We start from the raw sequence: 17,443 nt of genomic DNA, 5'->3' as shown, positions 1-17,443 counted from the left end.
TGATGACCACCGACACCCGCTCTCCGCTGGCGAAACTGGAACCGATCATGGGGGTTCTTGGCCCCCTTGTGATGATCGTGCTGATTGCCGCCTTCATGGGCGTGTTCGAGCCTGCGCGGTACTTCCGCCTGTCGAACATGAACCAAATCCTGCTCGATGCGGCGCTGTATATGCCCATGGCCGTGGCGATGACCTTCGTCATCACGCAGCGGGGTATTGACCTGTCCATCGGCTCGGTCGCGGCGCTGACCGCGATCATCATGGCCTTCCTGATCAAACAATACGGCTTCTCGGCCTGGGTCGCGGGGGGCATTGCCCTGATCCTGGGCGCGCTGATGGGGTTTATCAATGGGTTGATCATCACGCGGCTGAACGTGCCCGATCTGATCGGCACGCTGGCCATGGACCTGGTCTATCGCGGCTTTGCCCTGGTGTTGGCCAAGGGCCTGGTGCTGGCACGCTTCCCCGAACTGGTGACCGAGGTTGGTCGCGGGCAGAGCCTGATCTTCCTGCCGACACCGGTCGTCATCGGCCTGCTGACCGTCGTGCTGGGCTGGTTCCTGCTGACCCGGACGCATTTTGGCCGCTACACCATCGCGATCGGGTCGAACCCCGAAGCCTCCGAGATGACGGGCGTCAGCGTCGATCGCCACAAGATCTACGCCTATGTCTTCATGGGCACCATGGCGGCGCTGGCCGGCATCATGCTGATGGGCAAGCTGAACGCCATCCAGGCCACCAGCGCGCCTTATTTCAACCTGCACGTCATCGCGGCGGTGGTTGTTGGCGGCACGTCCCTGTTCGGTGGGCGCCCGTCCATCGTCGGCTCGCTGGCCGGTGTCCTGCTGCTGTCGATGATGATCAACGCGCTGGTCACCCTGCGGATCGAGTTCTTCTGGCAGTCGGTCGCCTCGGGCGCGGTCATCATCCTGTCGGTCGCGGCCTATGCCTGGCTGCAGAAGAAGGACCGTGATGGCGCGGGCAGCTTCCGCGAAGCCCTCGCCAACCCCGACACGCAAAAGACCATTCGCATGGGCGGCCTGCTCATCGGCGGTCTCATTGCCCTACTGGCTATCGGCGCGCTCTTCGCAACGACGCCGGGCGCCTCGGGCTGACCCATAACAAGGAAACGGTTCTAGGGAGGAAACGAACCATGACCATCAAGACCATCATCACGGCGGCCAGTGCCTTGGCCCTGACCGCCGGGCTTGCCGCCGCTGACGGCCACCTGCCGCTCAAGACGCTTCCCGACGACGGCGAGCGCGACTACTGGGTGCCGGGCCAGGTGAACGTGGACGGCACGCTGGAAGCCCTGCAGGCCGTGACCGGGGAGGCCGCCGTGCCCTTCTCCGGCACCCTGGAGGAGCCGGTACAGATCGCCCTGATCTACCCGTCCGCCGATACCTCGGACTTCTGGGCGCGCAACTACCTGGCGCTGACCAAGCGTCTGGAAGAGCTGGGCATTCCCTTCGAGACGACCGAGTTCGCCAGCCGTCAAGTGGAGCACTCGCTGCAGGCCACCTACGCCAGCCAGGTGGAGCAGGACGCCGACCTCTATGACTTCGTCATCTTTGGGCCGTCGGAACTGGCGACCCAGGCCGACAACATCGACAAGCTGTCGGGGAACGAGGATCTGACGACCTTCGTCTGGGCCTTCCACACGCCGCTGAAGTACCTGGAAAACCAGCCTGCCAATTGGTTCGACTTCTCATCGGCGGCCGGTGCGCTGATCATCTGCGACTACATGGTCGAACGTCTGGGCACCGACGTCACCTACGCCATGAACCGCGGTATCCCAGGCATCACCGACAACCAGCGGTCGGGCGATTGGGCCGACTGCGTGAACGAAAAGGGCAACTGGAACCTCGCCTACGAACACTATGGCGAATACACCCGCGAGGGTGGGTTCGAGGGCACGCAGCTGATGCTGCAGGCCTACCCGGAGGCCAAGGTCATCCACAACGCCAACACCGCCATGTCCATGGGCTCGGTCGAGGCGCAGCTGGCCGTCGATAAGGCGGGCGAGGTCTTCTCGACCGGTTGGGGCGGCACCGGCCTGGAGCTGGACGCCATCCGCCGCGGCGAGCTGGACGCCACGCCCATGCGCATGGGCGACGACGTCGGCGCGGCGACCGCCGAGGCCATCAAGTATCACCTGGAAGGCCGCGCCGAAGAACTGCCCTTCGTCTTCCTGGGCCGCATTCAGATCGCCCACGATCAGATGAGCGCCGAAGAGCTGGACGCGCTCCAGACCGAAGCCTTCCGCTTCTCGGGTGTGGGTGCCTTGGAGCGCTAAGCCTCTCCCCCTTGGCGCACCGAAAGAGGGGCCGGACCGTCGCGTCCGGCCCCTTTTGCATCGCGCCAAAGGTATCGTTAACGTAAGGCAACCAGACCGGAGCGAAGACGAGCGACCATGCAGCGCAATGCACGAATGAAAGATGTGGCCCAGGCGGCGGGCGTGTCCGTGATGACCGTCAGCCGCGCCTTCAAAAAGGATGCCTCGGTCAAGCCCGCGACCCGCGCGGCAATCATAAAGGTCGCGGATGAGCTGGGCTATGTCTACGACAGCACGGCAGCCAACCTACGCTCGCAAAAGACGGACTTCGTCGCGGTCCTGATCCCCTCGCTCAACAACGCGAACTTTGCCGATACCGTGGGGGCCATGACACCGGTCTTGTCGGAGCATGGGTTGCAGATCCTGCTGGGCTACACGAACTACGACATCCACGAAGAGGAATACCTGGTCGAGCAACTGCTCAAGCGGCGACCCGAGGCGATCGTCCTGACCGGAGGGCGGCACACGGATCGGACGCGGCGGCTGTTGACCGCGGCGGGGATTCCAGTGGTGGAGACCTGGGACCTGCCCGAGGACCCGGTGGACCGCGTCGTGGGGTTTTCCAATGCCGAGACCATGGGAACGATGGTGGATCATTTGGTCGCCCAGGGTCACCAGCGGATCGCCTTCATCGGTGGCGATACCGACGGCGACACGCGGGGGGCCGACCGGCGGCGCGGGTTTCTTGCGGCCATGGCGGCCCATGGGTTGGAGACGTCCCGTCTGATCGGGGCCGGTACGCCGCCGATCTCCATGCGCGAGGGGGCCGAGGCCATGGGACGGCTGTTGGAAGAGCATCCTGACACCGATGCGGTGGTTTGCGTTTCAGACCTGTCGGCTTTTGGGGCCTTGACGGAATGCGCGCGGCGCGGCCTGTCGGTGCCGGGGGACATCGCCGTTGCGGGCTTTGGTGCCTATGAGATTGCCGACATCTGCGTGCCGCGCTTGACCACCATCGACCCGCACCCGGCCCGGATCGGGCAGGAGGCGGCGCGGATGATCGTCGCACTCTTGGCGGGCGCAGGCGCGGAGCGCCGCGTGGCCGTGGAGCCAGCGTTGACGGCAGCAGAGTCTACGGTGCGGGTGTAGCGCGCTCGGGACACGGGGTGCCCGGTCGAGCGGTTGCGACGGCATATTTTTGGAACATCGAAAGGGGGCCGGTGCCCCTCCTTGGCGGGTGGATCCGTGTGAGGACCTTCTGATTTGTGCTGGTAGCCAGGTTTTTTGGATTTGGGGAGGGCGCGTTCGCCCGGGGATTTTTGGTGGGCCGCGTTTGTCTGTGAGCTTAGCCTGGTCTTGAGATCTGTCGTCAGGTTGCACTGCCCAACTGAGGCGCTGCTTCTGGGGTGGTGACGCGTAAGGCGTTGGCCAGCGTGACCCTGGTCGTCGCAGGGGCTAGGCCGGTTGTCCGGACCTTCAGGTGAATTCGGTCCTCCTGCTAGGTGACGATATGCTTGACCTTGGCGCGAACCGCCGATGTGGGGCGTGGCGCGCCCTTGGGCATCGGGCGGCCGTGTAGTTTCTGACGGTGGACTTGGCTCGTCAGGCGGTTGGCTGCCAGCGGGCTCTCGTTCTCGGCTGATCCGTAGGCGCTATCGGCCCAGACGTCCTGCGCGGTACTGGCGGCCTGGACGGGCCTTTTGCGGCGGTCCGCCGTCGTGCCGGGCGGCATTGGTGATGGTCTGGTGGCGGATGCTTCGTGCATCCGGTTGATGTTGATATGGGATCAGTAGCCGGAGATCGGGATTGCGAACTCCAGTGGCTTGGTCCTGTGCATTGGGTCAAAGATGCTGAGGCCGCAGAACCGCGCCCAACTCAGCCGATCTCCTTCGCTCCAGACCCCCGCCTGAGTCGCGGTCGATTATCCACACCGCCTCAACGGCAATGACAAATCGAAGCAAAAGCAAAGCGATGCGTTACTTCAGGCGCGCAGGTGGTCAATGCCGCCTGGTGACATGATCGGGGCGGTTGGGCAGGGTCAGGGCTCCGTTGCCCCGTGGTTGGGTGCTGACCAGTTTGCCCTTGGAGATGACCGAAAGGCGGGCGGGGCGGAGGCGGATGGCTTCGGTCGGTGTGCCGGCATCCAGCACGACGAGGGAGGCGGTGCAGCCCGGCTCCAACCCATACCCCGGCAACCCAAGGATGCGGGCGTTGGCCCCGGTCACCATGTCAAAGCACTTCGCCATCTCGTCCGGGTGGGTCATCTGCGCCACGTGAAGGCCCATGAAGGCCACGTCGAGCATGTCCGCTGTCCCCAGCGAATACCATGGATCCAGCACGCAATCCTGTCCCCAGCCGACCTCAATGCCCGCAGCCAGCATCTCGCGCACGCGGGTCAGCCCCCGGCGTTTAGGATAGGTGTCGTGGCGGCCTTGGAGGACGATGTTGATCAGCGGGTTGGGGATGGCCGCGATCTCGGCCTCGGCGATCAGAGGGATCAGCTTGGAGACGTAGTAATTGTCCATGGAATGCATGGAGGTCAGATGTGATCCCGCCACGCGGCCCTGCAGGCCCAATCGCTGAGTCTCATAAGCCAAGGTTTCGATGTGGCGCGACAGGGGGTCGTCGGTCTCGTCGCAATGCATGTCCACGGGCTTGCCCAGTTCGGCCGCCATCTCACACAGCAGACGGATCGAGGTCGCGCCGTCTGCCATGGTGCGTTCGAAATGGGGGATGCCGCCGACCACATCCACCCCCATCTCCAGCGCGCGTTTGGTGTTTTCCAGTGCCGTCGGGTCGCGCAGCAGACCGTCCTGCGGAAAGGCCACCAGTTGCAGGTCGAGATAGGGGCGCACCGCCTCTTGCACGTCCAGCAGGGCCTCGACGCCCTTGAGCGTGTCGTCGCAGGTGTCTACGTGGCTGCGGATGGCCAGCAGACCCATGGAGACCGCCCAATCGCAGTAGTCCAGCGCGCGGGCCTTGATTGCGTCCTGGGTGGCGACTTGCTTGAGCTCTCCCCAAAGGCCGATGCCCTCCAGCAGCGTGCCCGAAGCGTTCACGCGGGGAATGCCGTAGCTGAGCGTCGCGTCCATGTGGAAGTGGGGGTCGACGAAGGGGGGCGAAACCAGATCTCCGGTGGCGTCGATCACATGGCGCGCTTGGGCGGTGCCCAGGTCCTCAACAGCCGTAATCGTATTGCCTTGGATGCCGATGTCGGTCACACGCCCATCGGGCAGGGTGCCGCCCTTCACGATCAGATCGAACATCACCGCTCTCCCTTGTTGAATGGCACCATAAGGGCTGCGGGCACCGAGGCGCGGCGGGACATGACGACCAGCGCCAGGATGGACAGGATATAGGGGGCCATCAGGAAGACCTGATAGGGCGCATCCGCCCCGATGGGTGTCTGTTGCAGGCGGATTTGCAGCGCATCGAAGGCGGCAAAAAGGATTGCGCCCAGCAGGGTCTTGCCCGGCTTCCATGCGCCAAAGACCACCAGCGCGATACAGATCCAGCCCCGTCCGTTCACCATCTCAAAGAAGAAACTGTCGAAGGCGGACATGGTGAGGAAGGCGCCGCCCACCGCCATCAAACCGGACCCAACGATGACGGCGCCCATCCGCAGACCCGTGACCGACAGGCCCTGGGCCGCCACGGAGGCCGGGTTCTCGCCCGCCGCGCGGAGGGCCAGGCCAAGGGGCGTGCGGAACAGCACGAAGGCCGTCAGAGCGGCGGTTGCAAAGGCGGCGTAGGTGAGCGGAGTTTGCTGGAACAGTGCCTCGCCCAAAAGGGGCAGATCGCCAAGGATAGGGACTGTGTAAGGCTCGAAGGCGTCGATCTTGGGCGGGCTCGTCACCTCGGGCAGGGCGATGCGATAGGCGTAGTAGGTGGCCGCCGTCGCGAGCAACGTGATCCCCAGACCGACCACATGCTGGGACAGGCCGAAGGGCACGGTCAGCGTGGCATGCACCGCCCCGAAGACCATCCCCATCACCAGCGCCACGCCGACCCCCATCCAGAGACCGGCCCCCGCATAGACTGCCATCCAGCCGGCGAAGGCCCCCACGACCATGATCCCCTCGATCCCGAGGTTCAGCACGCCCGCGCGCTCACAGATCAGCTCGCCCATGGCGGCGAAGATCAGGGGGGAGGCGATGCGGATCGCCGCCGCCCAAAAGGACGCGCTGAGCAGGATGTCGAGGATCTCGGTCATGTCCAGCGCACCCTCCGCCGTGTCAAGCCGATGGCCAGCACCATGGCCAACAGGGCCGTCGCAAGGACAATGTCGGCGATGTAGGTGGGCACACTCGCTGCGCGGCTCATGCTGTCGGCGCCTACGAAGATGCCCGCCACGAACAGGGCCGCGACAACGACACCCAGGGGGTGCAGCAGCGCCAGCATCGCGACGATGATGCCGGTGTAGCCAAAGCCCGGCGACAGATCCAAGGTCAGCGATCCCTTGGCCCCCGCGACCTCGGAAAACCCCGCAAGCGCCGCCAACCCCCCAGACAAGAGCGCCGTGCGCAGCAGGACGCGGTTCACAGGCATCCCCGCAAAGCGCGCGGCTTTAATGTTCAACCCCACCGCCCGCATCTCATAGCCCCAGATCGTGCGCGTTTGTAGCACCCAGACCAGACAGGCGGCGATGATCCCCAGGGCAAACCCCCAATGCAGGCGCAGCCCCTCAGCAATGCGCGGCAGGCGCGCTTCGGGGATCAGGCGCGGCGACTTGGGCCAGCCCATGCCCATGGGGTCCTTCAACGGACCTTCCAACAGGTAGGACACGAACAGGAGCGCCACGAAATTCAGCAAGAGGGTGGTGACGACCTCATCCACGCCGAAGCGCGTCTTGAGGATCGTCGGCACCAACAGGGCGCAGGCCCCAGCGATCATCGCGGCCACGGCAAGGGTTGGCAGCAGCAGTGCGGCGGGCCAGCCCAGGAGGCCCGTGCCCAGGACCACGGTCAGAACGGCCCCCATGTAAAGCTGCGCCTCCGCCCCGATGTTCCAAAGCTTGGCGCGAAAGGCGACTGCGACGGCGAGGCCGGTGAAGATCAGGGGCGTGGCGCGGTTCAACGTCTCTAACAAGGCGAATTTCGACCCAACGGCGCCTTTGACGACCAGCCAAGCGACCTCCCCCGGGGCCGCCCCCGCCAAAGCGGCCAGCCCCATGGCAAACAGCGCCGTAGCCACCAGGGCCAAGACCGGCAGGCCGATTTGGCGGGTCAAGGACGGCGCGGGGATCGGTTCAAGCCGCATGAAAGGACCCTACCAGGCGGTGGCGGCTTGCCGCCCCCACGTGTCTTGCCCCGCCCAAGACAGTGGGATCAGGCGGCACGATCAAACCCTTCTCCTGCCATCCATTGACCCAACTGCGCCGGTGACATCTCGCCCCGCGCAAACCCGGGCGACACGCGGCCCTCCGACATCACATGGATCACGTCCGACAGGGCGATCACTTCGTCCAAATCCTCAGAGATCAGAAGGACCGCCGCGCCTCGATCCCGGGCGGCCAGCAGTTGGCTATGCACATAGGTCAGCGCCCCGATGTCGAGGCCACGCACGGGCTGGTTCGCCAGGATGATCTTCGGCGCGCCCTCCATAACCCGGCCCAAAATGAGCTTTTGCATATTACCACCGGAGAGCAACCGAATGGGCGTCTCCGGACCAGGACAGCGCACGTCATAGGTCTCAATGATCCGCGAGGCGAAGGCCCGCGCCGCGCCGTGGTCAAACCAGCCAGCATGCGACATGGGGGCCTCGGCGTAGCGCTCCAGCATGCTATTTTCGGTCAGTGAGAGGTCTCCGATCGTGCCGGTGCCGTGGCGATCTTCGGGGATGCGCGCGATCCCGGCGGCGATGGCCGCGCGCGGGCTCCAATCGGTGGGCACCTGACCGTCCACGCGCATCTCACCGGCTGTCGGCGCGGTGAGTCCCGCCAACAGATCTGCCAAGGCGCCCTGTCCGTTGCCCGACACCCCGGCAAGCCCCGTAATCTGCCCGGCAGGCAGCGTCAGGGTCACATTCCGCAACCCGTCCGTCGAAACGCCCACCAGGTCGACGCGCGGTGCCCCTGGCTTGGCCGGGCGGGGCTTGGGTGCTGGAATATCGCCCCCCACCATCAGGCGCGCCATGTCCTGGGGCGTCGTCTCGGCGGTTGCCGCCTGGGCCACCACGCGCCCATGGCGCAGCACGACGACTCGGTCCGAAATCGCCGCCACCTCGTGCAACTTGTGGCTGATGAAGATGACCGACAGCCCGCGCGCGACGGCGGTCCGCAGGGTCGCGAAGAGGTCTTCGGCCTCCTGAGGGGTCAGGACGGCGGTCGGCTCGTCCAAGATCAAGATGCGCGCGTCCCGGTATAGCGCCTTGAGAATTTCCACGCGTTGCCGCTCCCCAACGGACAAGTCCGCGACGCGGGCCCCGTGATCGACCCTCAGACCGTAGTCCGCCATGAGCGCGTCGATTTTCGCTACGGCCCTGCGCCGTCCAAGGGATGGGGACCACAGGGCTCGGGTGCCCAAGACGATGTTCTCCAGGACACTAAGGTTCTCTGCCAGGGTGAAGTGCTGGTGCACCATGCCGACTCCGGCATCCAGTGCGGCGCGCGGCGCAGCGGGGGGCAGGGCGCGACCGAACAATTCGACCGATCCCGCGTCTGCGGCATAGAGCCCGAACAGGATGTTCATCAGCGTCGTTTTGCCCGCGCCATTTTCGCCCAATAACGCCACCACTTCGCCCCGGTGCACATCGAACGAGACATCCCCATTCGCGATCACCGGGCCAAAGCGCTTCGTCACACCAGTCAGGCGCAGGACCACGTCCGCCATACAAACTCTCCGGGCGTTACCCTTAACGGAAGGGACAGGCCCTTATGTTCGATGTTCCCAAAATATGCCGGGGTCTGGGGCAGAGCCCCAGCCTGCGCGCGGGAACGAATCCCGCGCCCGCAGACCCGGGGCAGCCCCGTTAAGAGGACGTCGGCTCATCGTCGTTGATGTCCACGGCGAAGTCGCCCGCTTTGATCGCCGCTTCCCGCTCGGCAACCAAGTCGAGGGCCGCCTGGGGAACCTTGCCTTCAAACGTCCCGAGCGGCGCCAGGGACGACCCGCCCCGATCCATGAAGCTGTATCGACCGTAGTCGGCGGCCGTGAACTCCCCCGCTTTCACGGCGGCAATGGCCGCATCCAGGGTCGGTTCAAAATGCCAAATCGCCGAGGCGACAACCGTTTCGGGATAATCGGCCTGGGTGTCGATGACGTTGCCGATGGCCAGAATGCCCCGCTCCTGGGCCGCGTCCGACACGCCAAAGCGTTCCGCATACATCACGTCGGCGCCGTTCTCGATCATGGCAAAGGCCGTTTCCTTGGCCTTGGGCGGATCGAACCAGGAGCCGATGAAGCTGACCTGGAAGGTCGCCTCTGGCTTCATTTCGCGCACGCCCGCCATGAAGGCATGCATCAGGCGGTTCACTTCTGGGATGGGGAAGCCGCCGACCATGCCGATGTTGCCGCTCTCGGACATGGACCCCGCAATGATCCCGGACAAATAGGCTGCGTCCTGGATGTAATTGTCGAAGACGGCAAAGTTCGGCAGCGCGGCGTCTTCTTTGAACGAGGATCCCATCAGGAACGCGGTGTCAGGATAGTCGGCGGCCACTTCGCGGGCCTCGGCTTCGGCGCCGAACACCTCACCCACGATCATGTCCATGCCCTGCTCGGCGTATTCGCGCATCACGCGGGGGTAGTCGGTGTTCGCGACATTTTCGGTAAAGGTGTATTCGATGTCGCCCCGTGCGGCAGCGGCTTCGGCGGCCTTGTGGATGCGGCTGACCCATTGTTGTTCCACCGGCACGGTGTAGATCCCCGCGACTTTGAGCGGCCCGTGACCGTCAGCGACGGCGGGAAGGGCAGCGACCAAGGCGATGGCGGCTGCTCCGCAGAGGAGGTGGCGACGAGTGGGGTGGGGCATTTGGCTTCTCCGGCAGATATCGCCCCGAGGGTTCGATCATCCTAACCCTAAGTCAAGACAATTGACCATTTGGTTCAATCCCTGCGGAGAGTTCGGGCAATCTCTGTCCGCATCGCCCAATGTGACGCATCAACGGGCATCCATCGGTGTGTGAGGGGCCGCCCGGGGGCGGCCCCATCGGCCTTGTGAGTCTCGCTCAGAACGGGCTGTCCGGGTAGTAGAAGTCCATGGCGTTGTCCTGGGTGACCAGGACGGACCCGATGGTAAAGGTCCCCGCCACCGGCGCGGTGGAGGTCATGCCCACCGCCGTCATCTCAATCGCCGTGGCGATCATCGAGGGCGGATAGGTGACATTGGCTGGGATCATCGCATCGCCGTCTGCGGTGCGTTTGATCATCTCTTTCATGCCCGCGCCGCCCAAAACGAACTGGATGTCATCGCGACCGGCGGCCTCGATTGCCGCCAAGACACCGATGGCCATATCGTCATCGCTGGCCCAGACGGCGTCCAACTGCGGGTGCTTGGACAGGAAGTCCTGCATCACGGTGAAGCTGTCGTCGCGGTTCCAGTTGCCGTGCTCCATGCCCACGATCTCAATGCCGGAGCCTTCGATGGCGGCTTGGAAACCTTCGACCCGCTCGTTGTCGATGGTGGTTGGGATGCCGCGCAGGGCGACGATCTTGCCACCGTCGGGCATGGCCTCGACCATGTACTCGCCGGAGACCCGACCAAAGCCCGGGTTGTCGCCCGCCACATAGAGGTCCTCGATCCCCTCCTGCGCCAGGCCCCGGTCAACGACGGTTACCCAAGCGCCGCTGTCGGCCACGGCGGCCACGGGGCCGGTCAGCGGCTCGGATTCAAAGGGCAGGACCACAAGCGCGCTGATGTTGCGGGTGGCGAGCATGTCCTCAATGTCATTGACCTGTTTCGACGGGTCCGACGCGGTGGCCAACACGAAATCGAGGCCCGGATAGACGTCTTCCAACCGGTTCACGGCCTCCTGCGCGTGGAAGTTCATACCCCCCGCCCAGCCATGGGTTGCGGCGGGGATCGAGACGCCGATGACCTTCACGTCTTCGGCCAGGGCGGGCAGGGCCGTGGCTGCCATCAGGGTCGCCAATGCGATATGTTTCATGGTTGTTCCTCCCTTGGTTTTGGTGTCCGAGGTCTCCTCAGCCCTCGGCCTTCCGTTCCCGCTGCAAGATCACGGCGAGAATGATGATGACCCCCTGGATCGCCCCGTTCAGGTAGGGGCTGACCCCGTCGGTCAGGTTCAGGATGTTGTCGATCAGGCTGAGGATCAGGACGCCGATGACGGTGCTCCAGACGCGCCCGAACCCGCCCTTGAGCATGGTGCCCCCGATGATGACGGCGGCGATGGCCTCCAGCTCCCACAGGACGCCGGTGGACGACGACGCGCTGCCCAAGCGCGGCACATACATGATGGTCGCGATGCCCACGAGGATGCCGAGAAAGACATAGGTCAGTAGTCTCACCCGGTTGACGTTCACGCTGCTGTAGCGGGCGACTTGATCGTTGGAGCCGACGGCGGCGGCATGGCGGCCAAAGGCGGCGCGGCGCATGACGACCTCGCCGATCACCGCGACCAACGCGAAGACGATGATCGGCCAGGCGATGCCCAGGATGCCGCCGTAGTACAGGGGCCGGATCACGGTGCGCATCCCGAAGTCCAGCGACAGCGTGCCGCCATCGGCCAGCCAGGTCACAAGGCTGCGGTAGATGCCCATGGTGCCCAGGGTCACGATGAAGGCCTCGATCCGCATGGTGGTGATCAGGAAGCCGTTCACCGCGCCGGCCAGCGTGCCGACGACAAGGGCTGTAACCATGCCCGCCAGCACAAGGGGCAGGCCCGGCCCCAACGTGTCGAGCAGGCCGTTCATCACCAGGATCATCAGGCCCGCGATAAAGGCCGCCATGGACCCGACCGACAGGTCCAGCCCACCCGCTGTGATCACGAATGTCATGCCCACGGCGATGATACCGATAAAGGCCGAACGGGACAGCACGTTGGTGATATTGCCCGCGCTTAGGAAGTTCTCGTTCAGCGAGGCGCCCACGGCGATCAGCACGATGAGGGCCAGGATCGGTCCCAGGACTTTGAGGTCGAGTGTCATGCGGCGCCCTTGATGCCGTCCAGCCCCATGGCGAGGCGGACGATCTTGTCTTCGGTGATGTCTGTGCCCGTCAACTCGCCCGCGACGCCACCGCTCCGCATGACCAGCACGCGGTCGGCCAGGCCGATGACCTCTTGCATCTCGGAGGAGATCACGATGACGGATTTGCCCTGCGCGGTGAGCGCGTGGATGAATTCATAGATCTGTTGCTTGGTGCCGATGTCGATGCCGCGCGTCGGCTCGTCGATGATGACGATCTCGGGCTGGGCCAGCATTGTCTTGGCCAGCAGCAGCTTTTGCTGGTTGCCGCCCGACAGGTTGCCCACCGCCACGGCCCGATGCGGGGCACGGATGTCGAAATCGGAAATGGCCTGGGTCAGGGCCTGATCCTCGGCGGTCTCGTCGATCAGCAGGCCGGTGAAATCGGCGAGACTTTGCAGCGTCAGGTTCTCGCGCATTCCCTTGGTCAGCAGCAGGCCGCGCTCTTTCCGGTCTTCGGTCAGATAGGCGATCCCCGCGTCCAGGGCGGCGCGGGGCGCGGGGTAGGGGGCCCGGCCGTTGACCATGCCGGTCGCTCGCCGCAGGCCGACGAGGCCCTCCATCGTCTCGGTCCGGCCAGAGCCGATCAGGCCTGCAACGCCCAGGATCTCACCCCGTTTCAGGTCGAACGTGATGCCCTGCGCATGGCCGGGCACCGTCAGGTCGCGCACAGACAGGACCGTGTCGTCGGCAACCGGGGCCGTGCGGGCGGGGTATAACGACGACACGTCCCGACCGACCATCGCGGTGGCCATATCGTCCTCGGTCATTTCGGCAGTGGCGGCCTGGGCCACCACGTGCCCGTCGCGCATGATGGTGACCCGGTCCGAGATGCGTTTGACCTCGTCCAGCTTGTGCGACGTGAACAGGATCGCCACGCCCTCCGCCCGCAGCCGGTCTACCTGTTGAAACAGCACCTCGGCCTCACGCTCGGTCAGGACGGCGGTGGGTTCGTCCATGATCAGGACACGGGCGTTCCGGCTGAGCGCCTTGGCGATCTCGACCATCTGCTTGTCGGGGTTCGAGATGTCGCGGACCCTGGCCCCGGGCGGGACCGAACAATTCAACCGGTTCAGCAGGGACTTTGCCCGCTCCGCCATGGCGCGTTTGTCGAGGAACATCCCGTGCTTCAATTCGTGGCCCAGGAAGATGTTCTGCTCGACCGTCAACTGCTCGGCCAGGTTGAACTCCTGATGGATGAGGACGACGCCCTGGGCCTCCGCCGCCTGGGAGGAGGCGAAGGCCACGGGCGCATCATCCAATCGCACCTCACCCGCCGAAGGGGACAGGTAGCCGGACATGATCTTCATGGTCGTGGATTTGCCCGCGCCGTTCTCTCCGATCAGGGCGTGGACTTCGCCGGGGCGAAGCTCCAACGAAATGCCGTGCAGGACCTGGACAGCCCCGAAACTGCGGTCGACCTGATGAAGGGTAAGCTTCACAGGTCGACCCAGGCCGCGTTCCGTCGGGAAGACCGGACGCAGGCATCGATGAACTGCACTCCGGCCAGCCCGTCTTGGACCGTGGGCAGCAGGTGATCGGGTGTTTGGCCCGCGCGCTTGGCCTCGATCAGGTCGGCGGCCTCGGCGTAGAGATTGGCGAAGCCTTCCAGGTATCCCTCCGGGTGGCCAGGCGGGATGCGCGCGGTTGATGGCTGGGTAAAGCCCGCACCGTTGCGGGTCAGCAGGCGTTTGGGCTCCCCATGGGGGGTGTGCCACAGATAGTTCGGGTCCTCCTGCGCCCACTCCAGGCCACCGGTCTCCCCATAGACGCGCAGGCGCAGGGCGTTTTCATTGCCGGGCGCGACTTGCGACGACCAAAGCATTCCCCGCGCCCCACCCTTATAGCGGAGCATGACGTGGACGTTGTCGTCGACGCGTCGCCCTTCAACGAAGGTATGGAGATCAGCGGCGAGGCATTCGCCCTTCAAACCGGTGACGAAGCCCGCCAGGTTGTAGGCATGGGTTCCAATGTCCCCCACACAGCCCCCCGCGCCGGAGCGTTCGGGGTCGGTGCGCCATTCGGCCTGTTTCAGCCCCTCGTGTTCCAGCGGCGTGGTCAGCCAGTCCTGGGGGTATTCCACCTGCACGACGCGGATCTTGCCGATGGCACCATCGGCCACCATGGCGCGCGCTTGCCGGATCATCGGATAGCCGGTGTAATTGTGGGTCAGCACGAACAGCGCGTCTGACTTTTCCGCCGCCGCGACCAGCTTTTTGGCGTCGTCCAGTGTCGAGGTCAGGGGCTTGTCGCAGATGACATGGATCCCCTGTGTCAGGAATGCTTGCGCGGCCGGATAGTGGACGTGGTTCGGCGTGACGATGGCAACGGCTTCGATCCCATCCTCCAACTGCGCTTCGCGCTGGGCCATGGCGGCGAAGGTGTCGTAGCTGCGTGCCGGGTCGAGGCCGAGCGCTTCGCCGCTGGCGCGTGCCCTCTCTGGCGTTGAGGACAGGGCCCCCGCGACCAACTCGTAGCGGTCGTCTAGGCGGGCGGCGATCCGGTGGACGGCCCCGATAAAGGCCTCGTTGCCGCCCCCGACCATGCCCAGTCGGATGCGGCGGCTCATCTGTCCAACCCCAGCATGGCGCGGTTGCCCGCGTCGTCCGCCCCGCCGTCGGCGAAATCGTCAAAGGCCTTGTCGGTCACCCGGATGATGTGATCGCGCACGAAGGCGGCCCCTTCGCGGGCGCCATCCTCGGGGTGTTTGAGCGCGCATTCCCATTCGACCACGGCCCAGCCGTCGAAGTCCATGGCCGCTAGCTTGGAGAAGACGGCGCGGAAATCGACCTGCCCATCGCCCAGCGACCGGAACCGTCCGGCCCGGTTCACCCAGGGCTGATAGCCGCCATAGACGCCCTGGCGCCCGGTCGGATTGAACTCCGCATCCTTGACGTGAAACATCTTGATGCGGTCCGCATAGATGTCGAGGTTGTCGAGATAATCCAGGCATTGCAGCACGTAGTGGCTGGGATCATAGAGCATGTTGGCGCGGGCGTGATTGTCCACGCGCTCCAGGAACATCTCGAAGGTGACACCGTCGTGCAGGTCTTCGCCGGGGTGGATCTCATAACAGACGTCGACGCCGTTTTCGTCCGCGTGGTCCAGGATGGGCCGCCAGCGGGCGGCGAGTTCGTCGAAGGCCGCCTCGACCAATCCGGCGGGACGCTGGGGCCAAGGGTAGACGTAGGGCCAGGCCAGCGCGCCCGAAAAGGTCACGTGTTGCCCAATTCCCAGATTGGCGGAGGCGGTGATCGCCTTATTGACCTGATCCACGGCCCAGGCCTGTCTTGCCTTCGGATTGCCGTGGACGGCTGGGGCGGCAAAACCATCGAAAGCGGCGTCATAGGCTGGGTGGACGGCGACCAATTGGCCCTGGAGGTGGGTCGAGAGATCCGTGACCTCGACGCCGTTTTCACGGGCGATCCCGGCAATGTCGTCGCAGTAGGTTTTGCTGCTGGCGGCTTGATCCAAATCGAAGAGGCGCCCGTCCCAAGACGGCACCTGCACGCCAGAGTAGCCGCAATCGGCGGCCCATTGGGTGATGCTGTCCCACGAATTGAACGGTGCCTCGTCCCCTGCGAATTGCGCAAGGAACAGGCCAGGGCCCTTGATCGTCTTCATGTCTTTCCTCCCTTGCCGGGGCGCCCTCCACTGCGCGTCCAGCTTGTGTAATCGATTACATACGCCAAGATGTCTGGCAAGCCCCATCGTCCTGGGGCAGAGGGTGAAGGATGGAACGCAGACCGAATATCGCGGATGTGGCACGTCTCGCGGGCGTCTCGACCGCCACTGTCAGCCGGACGCTCAGCACCCCGGAGCGGGTGGGTGCCCCGACACGTGCGCGCGTTCTGGAGGCCGTCGCCGCCAGCGGGTATCGCGCCAATGCGGCGGCCCGCGACCTGCGGCAACGGCGGGCGCGGGCGATCACGCTTCTGGCGCCGAACCTGGCCAATACCTTTTTTTCCAGCATCATTGCCGCCGTCCAAGAGGTGGCGGACACCGCTGGTCTGACGGTTCAGATTTCGGACAGCCAGGTCGAAGGGATGCGCCTTGCCGGTCTCGGCGCGGATGGTCGGACCGATGGGATCCTCTTGCTGGATGGCCAACTGGACCCGGCGATGGTGAAGGGCTGGTCCGTGCCGATTGTCATGGTCTGCGAATGGATGCCGGATGCAACCTTGCCCAGCGTGTCCACGGACAATGTCGCGGGCGCGCGTCTTGCCGTGGATCACCTGTTGGATCTCGGGCACCTGCGCATCGCCTGTCTGGGCGGGCCCGAAGGCAACGTGCTGAGCGCGGCGCGTGCAGAGGGATGGCGCGCAGCGCTGTCGGCGCGGGGGGTGTCGCCACGGCCCCAGGACCTGATCGCGGGGGATTTCACCATGGCGCGAGGTGTGGCCGCGGCCTGGGATTGGGCCGCCCAGACTGACAGAGCCACGGCGGTGTTCTGCACATCTGACGAAAGCGCCCTTGGGTTCATCTCAGAATGCGATCGGCTCGGGATCTCGGTTCCAAGGGACGTAAGCGTGGTCGGGTTTGACGATATCGAGTTTTCGGACCGTTTCATTCCCCCCCTGACGACCGTGCATCAACCTCGTCGCCAGATGGGTCTGCTGGCCGCCAAACAGTTGGTGTCCGCGCTGACCGAAGCTCGGCCACTGGACGTTGCGGCAGAGGTTTTGCCATCCCGTCTTGTGGTGCGCGCAAGCACCACGTCGCCGCTCTAGGGAAACAGCCGACAAGCGAACACGGAACCGTTTCCCGCCAGAGACCTCGACAATCCGAATCACTTTTCTTCGAATTGTCGGAAGATCCGCAGCATCCCTGATCGGCGTATCTGGCGGTAAGTTGCGAAAACAACACTCAAATTCAGCAGGGAACCGCCGATGCTGCGGGCGCAAGTTGGCGCAACAATCAATGGTTCTTGGAAAATTTGTCCGTAAAGCGGCCACCCCGCAGAATGTGGCAACATCTGGGCCAAACGCGTCTCAAATGGGGCGCGGCCGGTCTTGATCGGGAG

Annotated in this window: 15 protein-coding genes; 4 read left to right on the top strand and 11 right to left on the bottom strand. The window is 64.8% G+C overall.

What is annotated here, in order from left to right:
* Positions 1–2: 2 nt before the first annotated feature.
* From K5R33_RS04635 to K5R33_RS04625, 3 genes are all read left to right on the top strand, one after another.
* Positions 3–1,115, top strand: a complete 1,113-nt coding sequence (locus tag K5R33_RS04635; protein WP_255576020.1) for an ABC transporter permease — start codon at positions 3–5, stop codon at positions 1,113–1,115.
* Between the two features lie 38 nt (positions 1,116–1,153).
* Positions 1,154–2,296, top strand: coding sequence for a substrate-binding domain-containing protein (locus tag K5R33_RS04630; protein WP_220747782.1), 1,143 nt, complete (start codon positions 1,154–1,156; stop codon positions 2,294–2,296).
* A 117-nt stretch (positions 2,297–2,413) separates the two neighbouring features.
* Positions 2,414–3,424 carry a LacI family DNA-binding transcriptional regulator gene (locus K5R33_RS04625; protein ID WP_255576021.1) on the top strand — a complete coding sequence of 337 codons (1,011 nt, stop codon included), beginning with the start codon at positions 2,414–2,416 and terminating at the stop codon, positions 3,422–3,424.
* Positions 3,425–3,773: 349 nt separating this feature from the next.
* Here the strand turns inward: K5R33_RS04625 and K5R33_RS04620 are convergent, their stop codons facing one another.
* From K5R33_RS04620 to K5R33_RS04570, 11 genes are all read right to left on the bottom strand, one after another.
* A complete protein-coding gene (locus tag K5R33_RS04620) occupies positions 3,774–4,007 on the bottom strand; it encodes a hypothetical protein (protein ID WP_220747781.1) in 234 nt (77 codons plus the stop codon).
* Positions 4,008–4,272: 265 nt separating this feature from the next.
* The gene (locus K5R33_RS04615; protein WP_220747780.1) at positions 4,273–5,541 is read right to left on the bottom strand and encodes an amidohydrolase family protein; all 1,269 of its coding nucleotides are present in this window, start codon (positions 5,539–5,541) and stop codon (positions 4,273–4,275) included.
* On the bottom strand, positions 5,541–6,488 hold the full coding sequence (locus K5R33_RS04610) for an ABC transporter permease (protein WP_220747779.1): 948 nt from the start codon (positions 6,486–6,488) through the stop codon (positions 5,541–5,543). Before K5R33_RS04610 ends, K5R33_RS04615 begins: the two co-directional genes overlap by 1 nt.
* Positions 6,485–7,534: an ABC transporter permease gene (locus tag K5R33_RS04605; protein ID WP_220747778.1), complete on the bottom strand. Its 1,050-nt coding sequence runs from the start codon at positions 7,532–7,534 to the stop codon at positions 6,485–6,487. Before K5R33_RS04605 ends, K5R33_RS04610 begins: the two co-directional genes overlap by 4 nt.
* 68 nt (positions 7,535–7,602) lie before the next feature.
* Positions 7,603–9,105: an ABC transporter ATP-binding protein gene (locus K5R33_RS04600; RefSeq protein WP_220747777.1), complete on the bottom strand. Its 1,503-nt coding sequence runs from the start codon at positions 9,103–9,105 to the stop codon at positions 7,603–7,605.
* A gap of 139 nt (positions 9,106–9,244) precedes the next feature.
* Positions 9,245–10,246, bottom strand: coding sequence for a BMP family protein (locus K5R33_RS04595; RefSeq protein ID WP_220747776.1), 1,002 nt, complete (start codon positions 10,244–10,246; stop codon positions 9,245–9,247).
* Positions 10,247–10,442: 196 nt separating this feature from the next.
* Complete coding sequence (locus K5R33_RS04590; RefSeq protein ID WP_220747775.1) at positions 10,443–11,381, bottom strand: ABC transporter substrate-binding protein; 939 nt, start codon at positions 11,379–11,381, stop codon at positions 10,443–10,445.
* A 37-nt stretch (positions 11,382–11,418) separates the two neighbouring features.
* Positions 11,419–12,381 carry an ABC transporter permease gene (locus tag K5R33_RS04585; protein WP_220747774.1) on the bottom strand — a complete coding sequence of 321 codons (963 nt, stop codon included), beginning with the start codon at positions 12,379–12,381 and terminating at the stop codon, positions 11,419–11,421.
* On the bottom strand, positions 12,378–13,874 hold the full coding sequence (locus tag K5R33_RS04580; RefSeq protein ID WP_220747887.1) for a sugar ABC transporter ATP-binding protein: 1,497 nt from the start codon (positions 13,872–13,874) through the stop codon (positions 12,378–12,380). Before K5R33_RS04580 ends, K5R33_RS04585 begins: the two co-directional genes overlap by 4 nt.
* The gene (locus K5R33_RS04575; RefSeq protein WP_255576022.1) at positions 13,859–14,989 is read right to left on the bottom strand and encodes a Gfo/Idh/MocA family protein; all 1,131 of its coding nucleotides are present in this window, start codon (positions 14,987–14,989) and stop codon (positions 13,859–13,861) included. The genes K5R33_RS04580 and K5R33_RS04575 overlap by 16 nt, the downstream gene beginning before the upstream one ends.
* On the bottom strand, positions 14,986–16,044 hold the full coding sequence (locus K5R33_RS04570; protein WP_220747773.1) for a sugar phosphate isomerase/epimerase family protein: 1,059 nt from the start codon (positions 16,042–16,044) through the stop codon (positions 14,986–14,988). The genes K5R33_RS04575 and K5R33_RS04570 overlap by 4 nt, the downstream gene beginning before the upstream one ends.
* 110 nt (positions 16,045–16,154) lie before the next feature.
* Here K5R33_RS04570 and K5R33_RS04565 point away from each other — a divergent pair, with 110 nt between their 5' ends.
* Positions 16,155–17,150, top strand: a complete 996-nt coding sequence (locus K5R33_RS04565; protein WP_220747772.1) for a LacI family DNA-binding transcriptional regulator — start codon at positions 16,155–16,157, stop codon at positions 17,148–17,150.
* Positions 17,151–17,443: the final 293 nt, after the last annotated feature.

Source organism: Jannaschia pagri (assembly GCF_019655435.1).
Lineage (GTDB): Bacteria > Pseudomonadota > Alphaproteobacteria > Rhodobacterales > Rhodobacteraceae > Jannaschia > Jannaschia pagri.
Note: the sequence above shows the minus strand (reverse complement) of the source record. Positions and strands in the feature narration are given on the sequence as shown.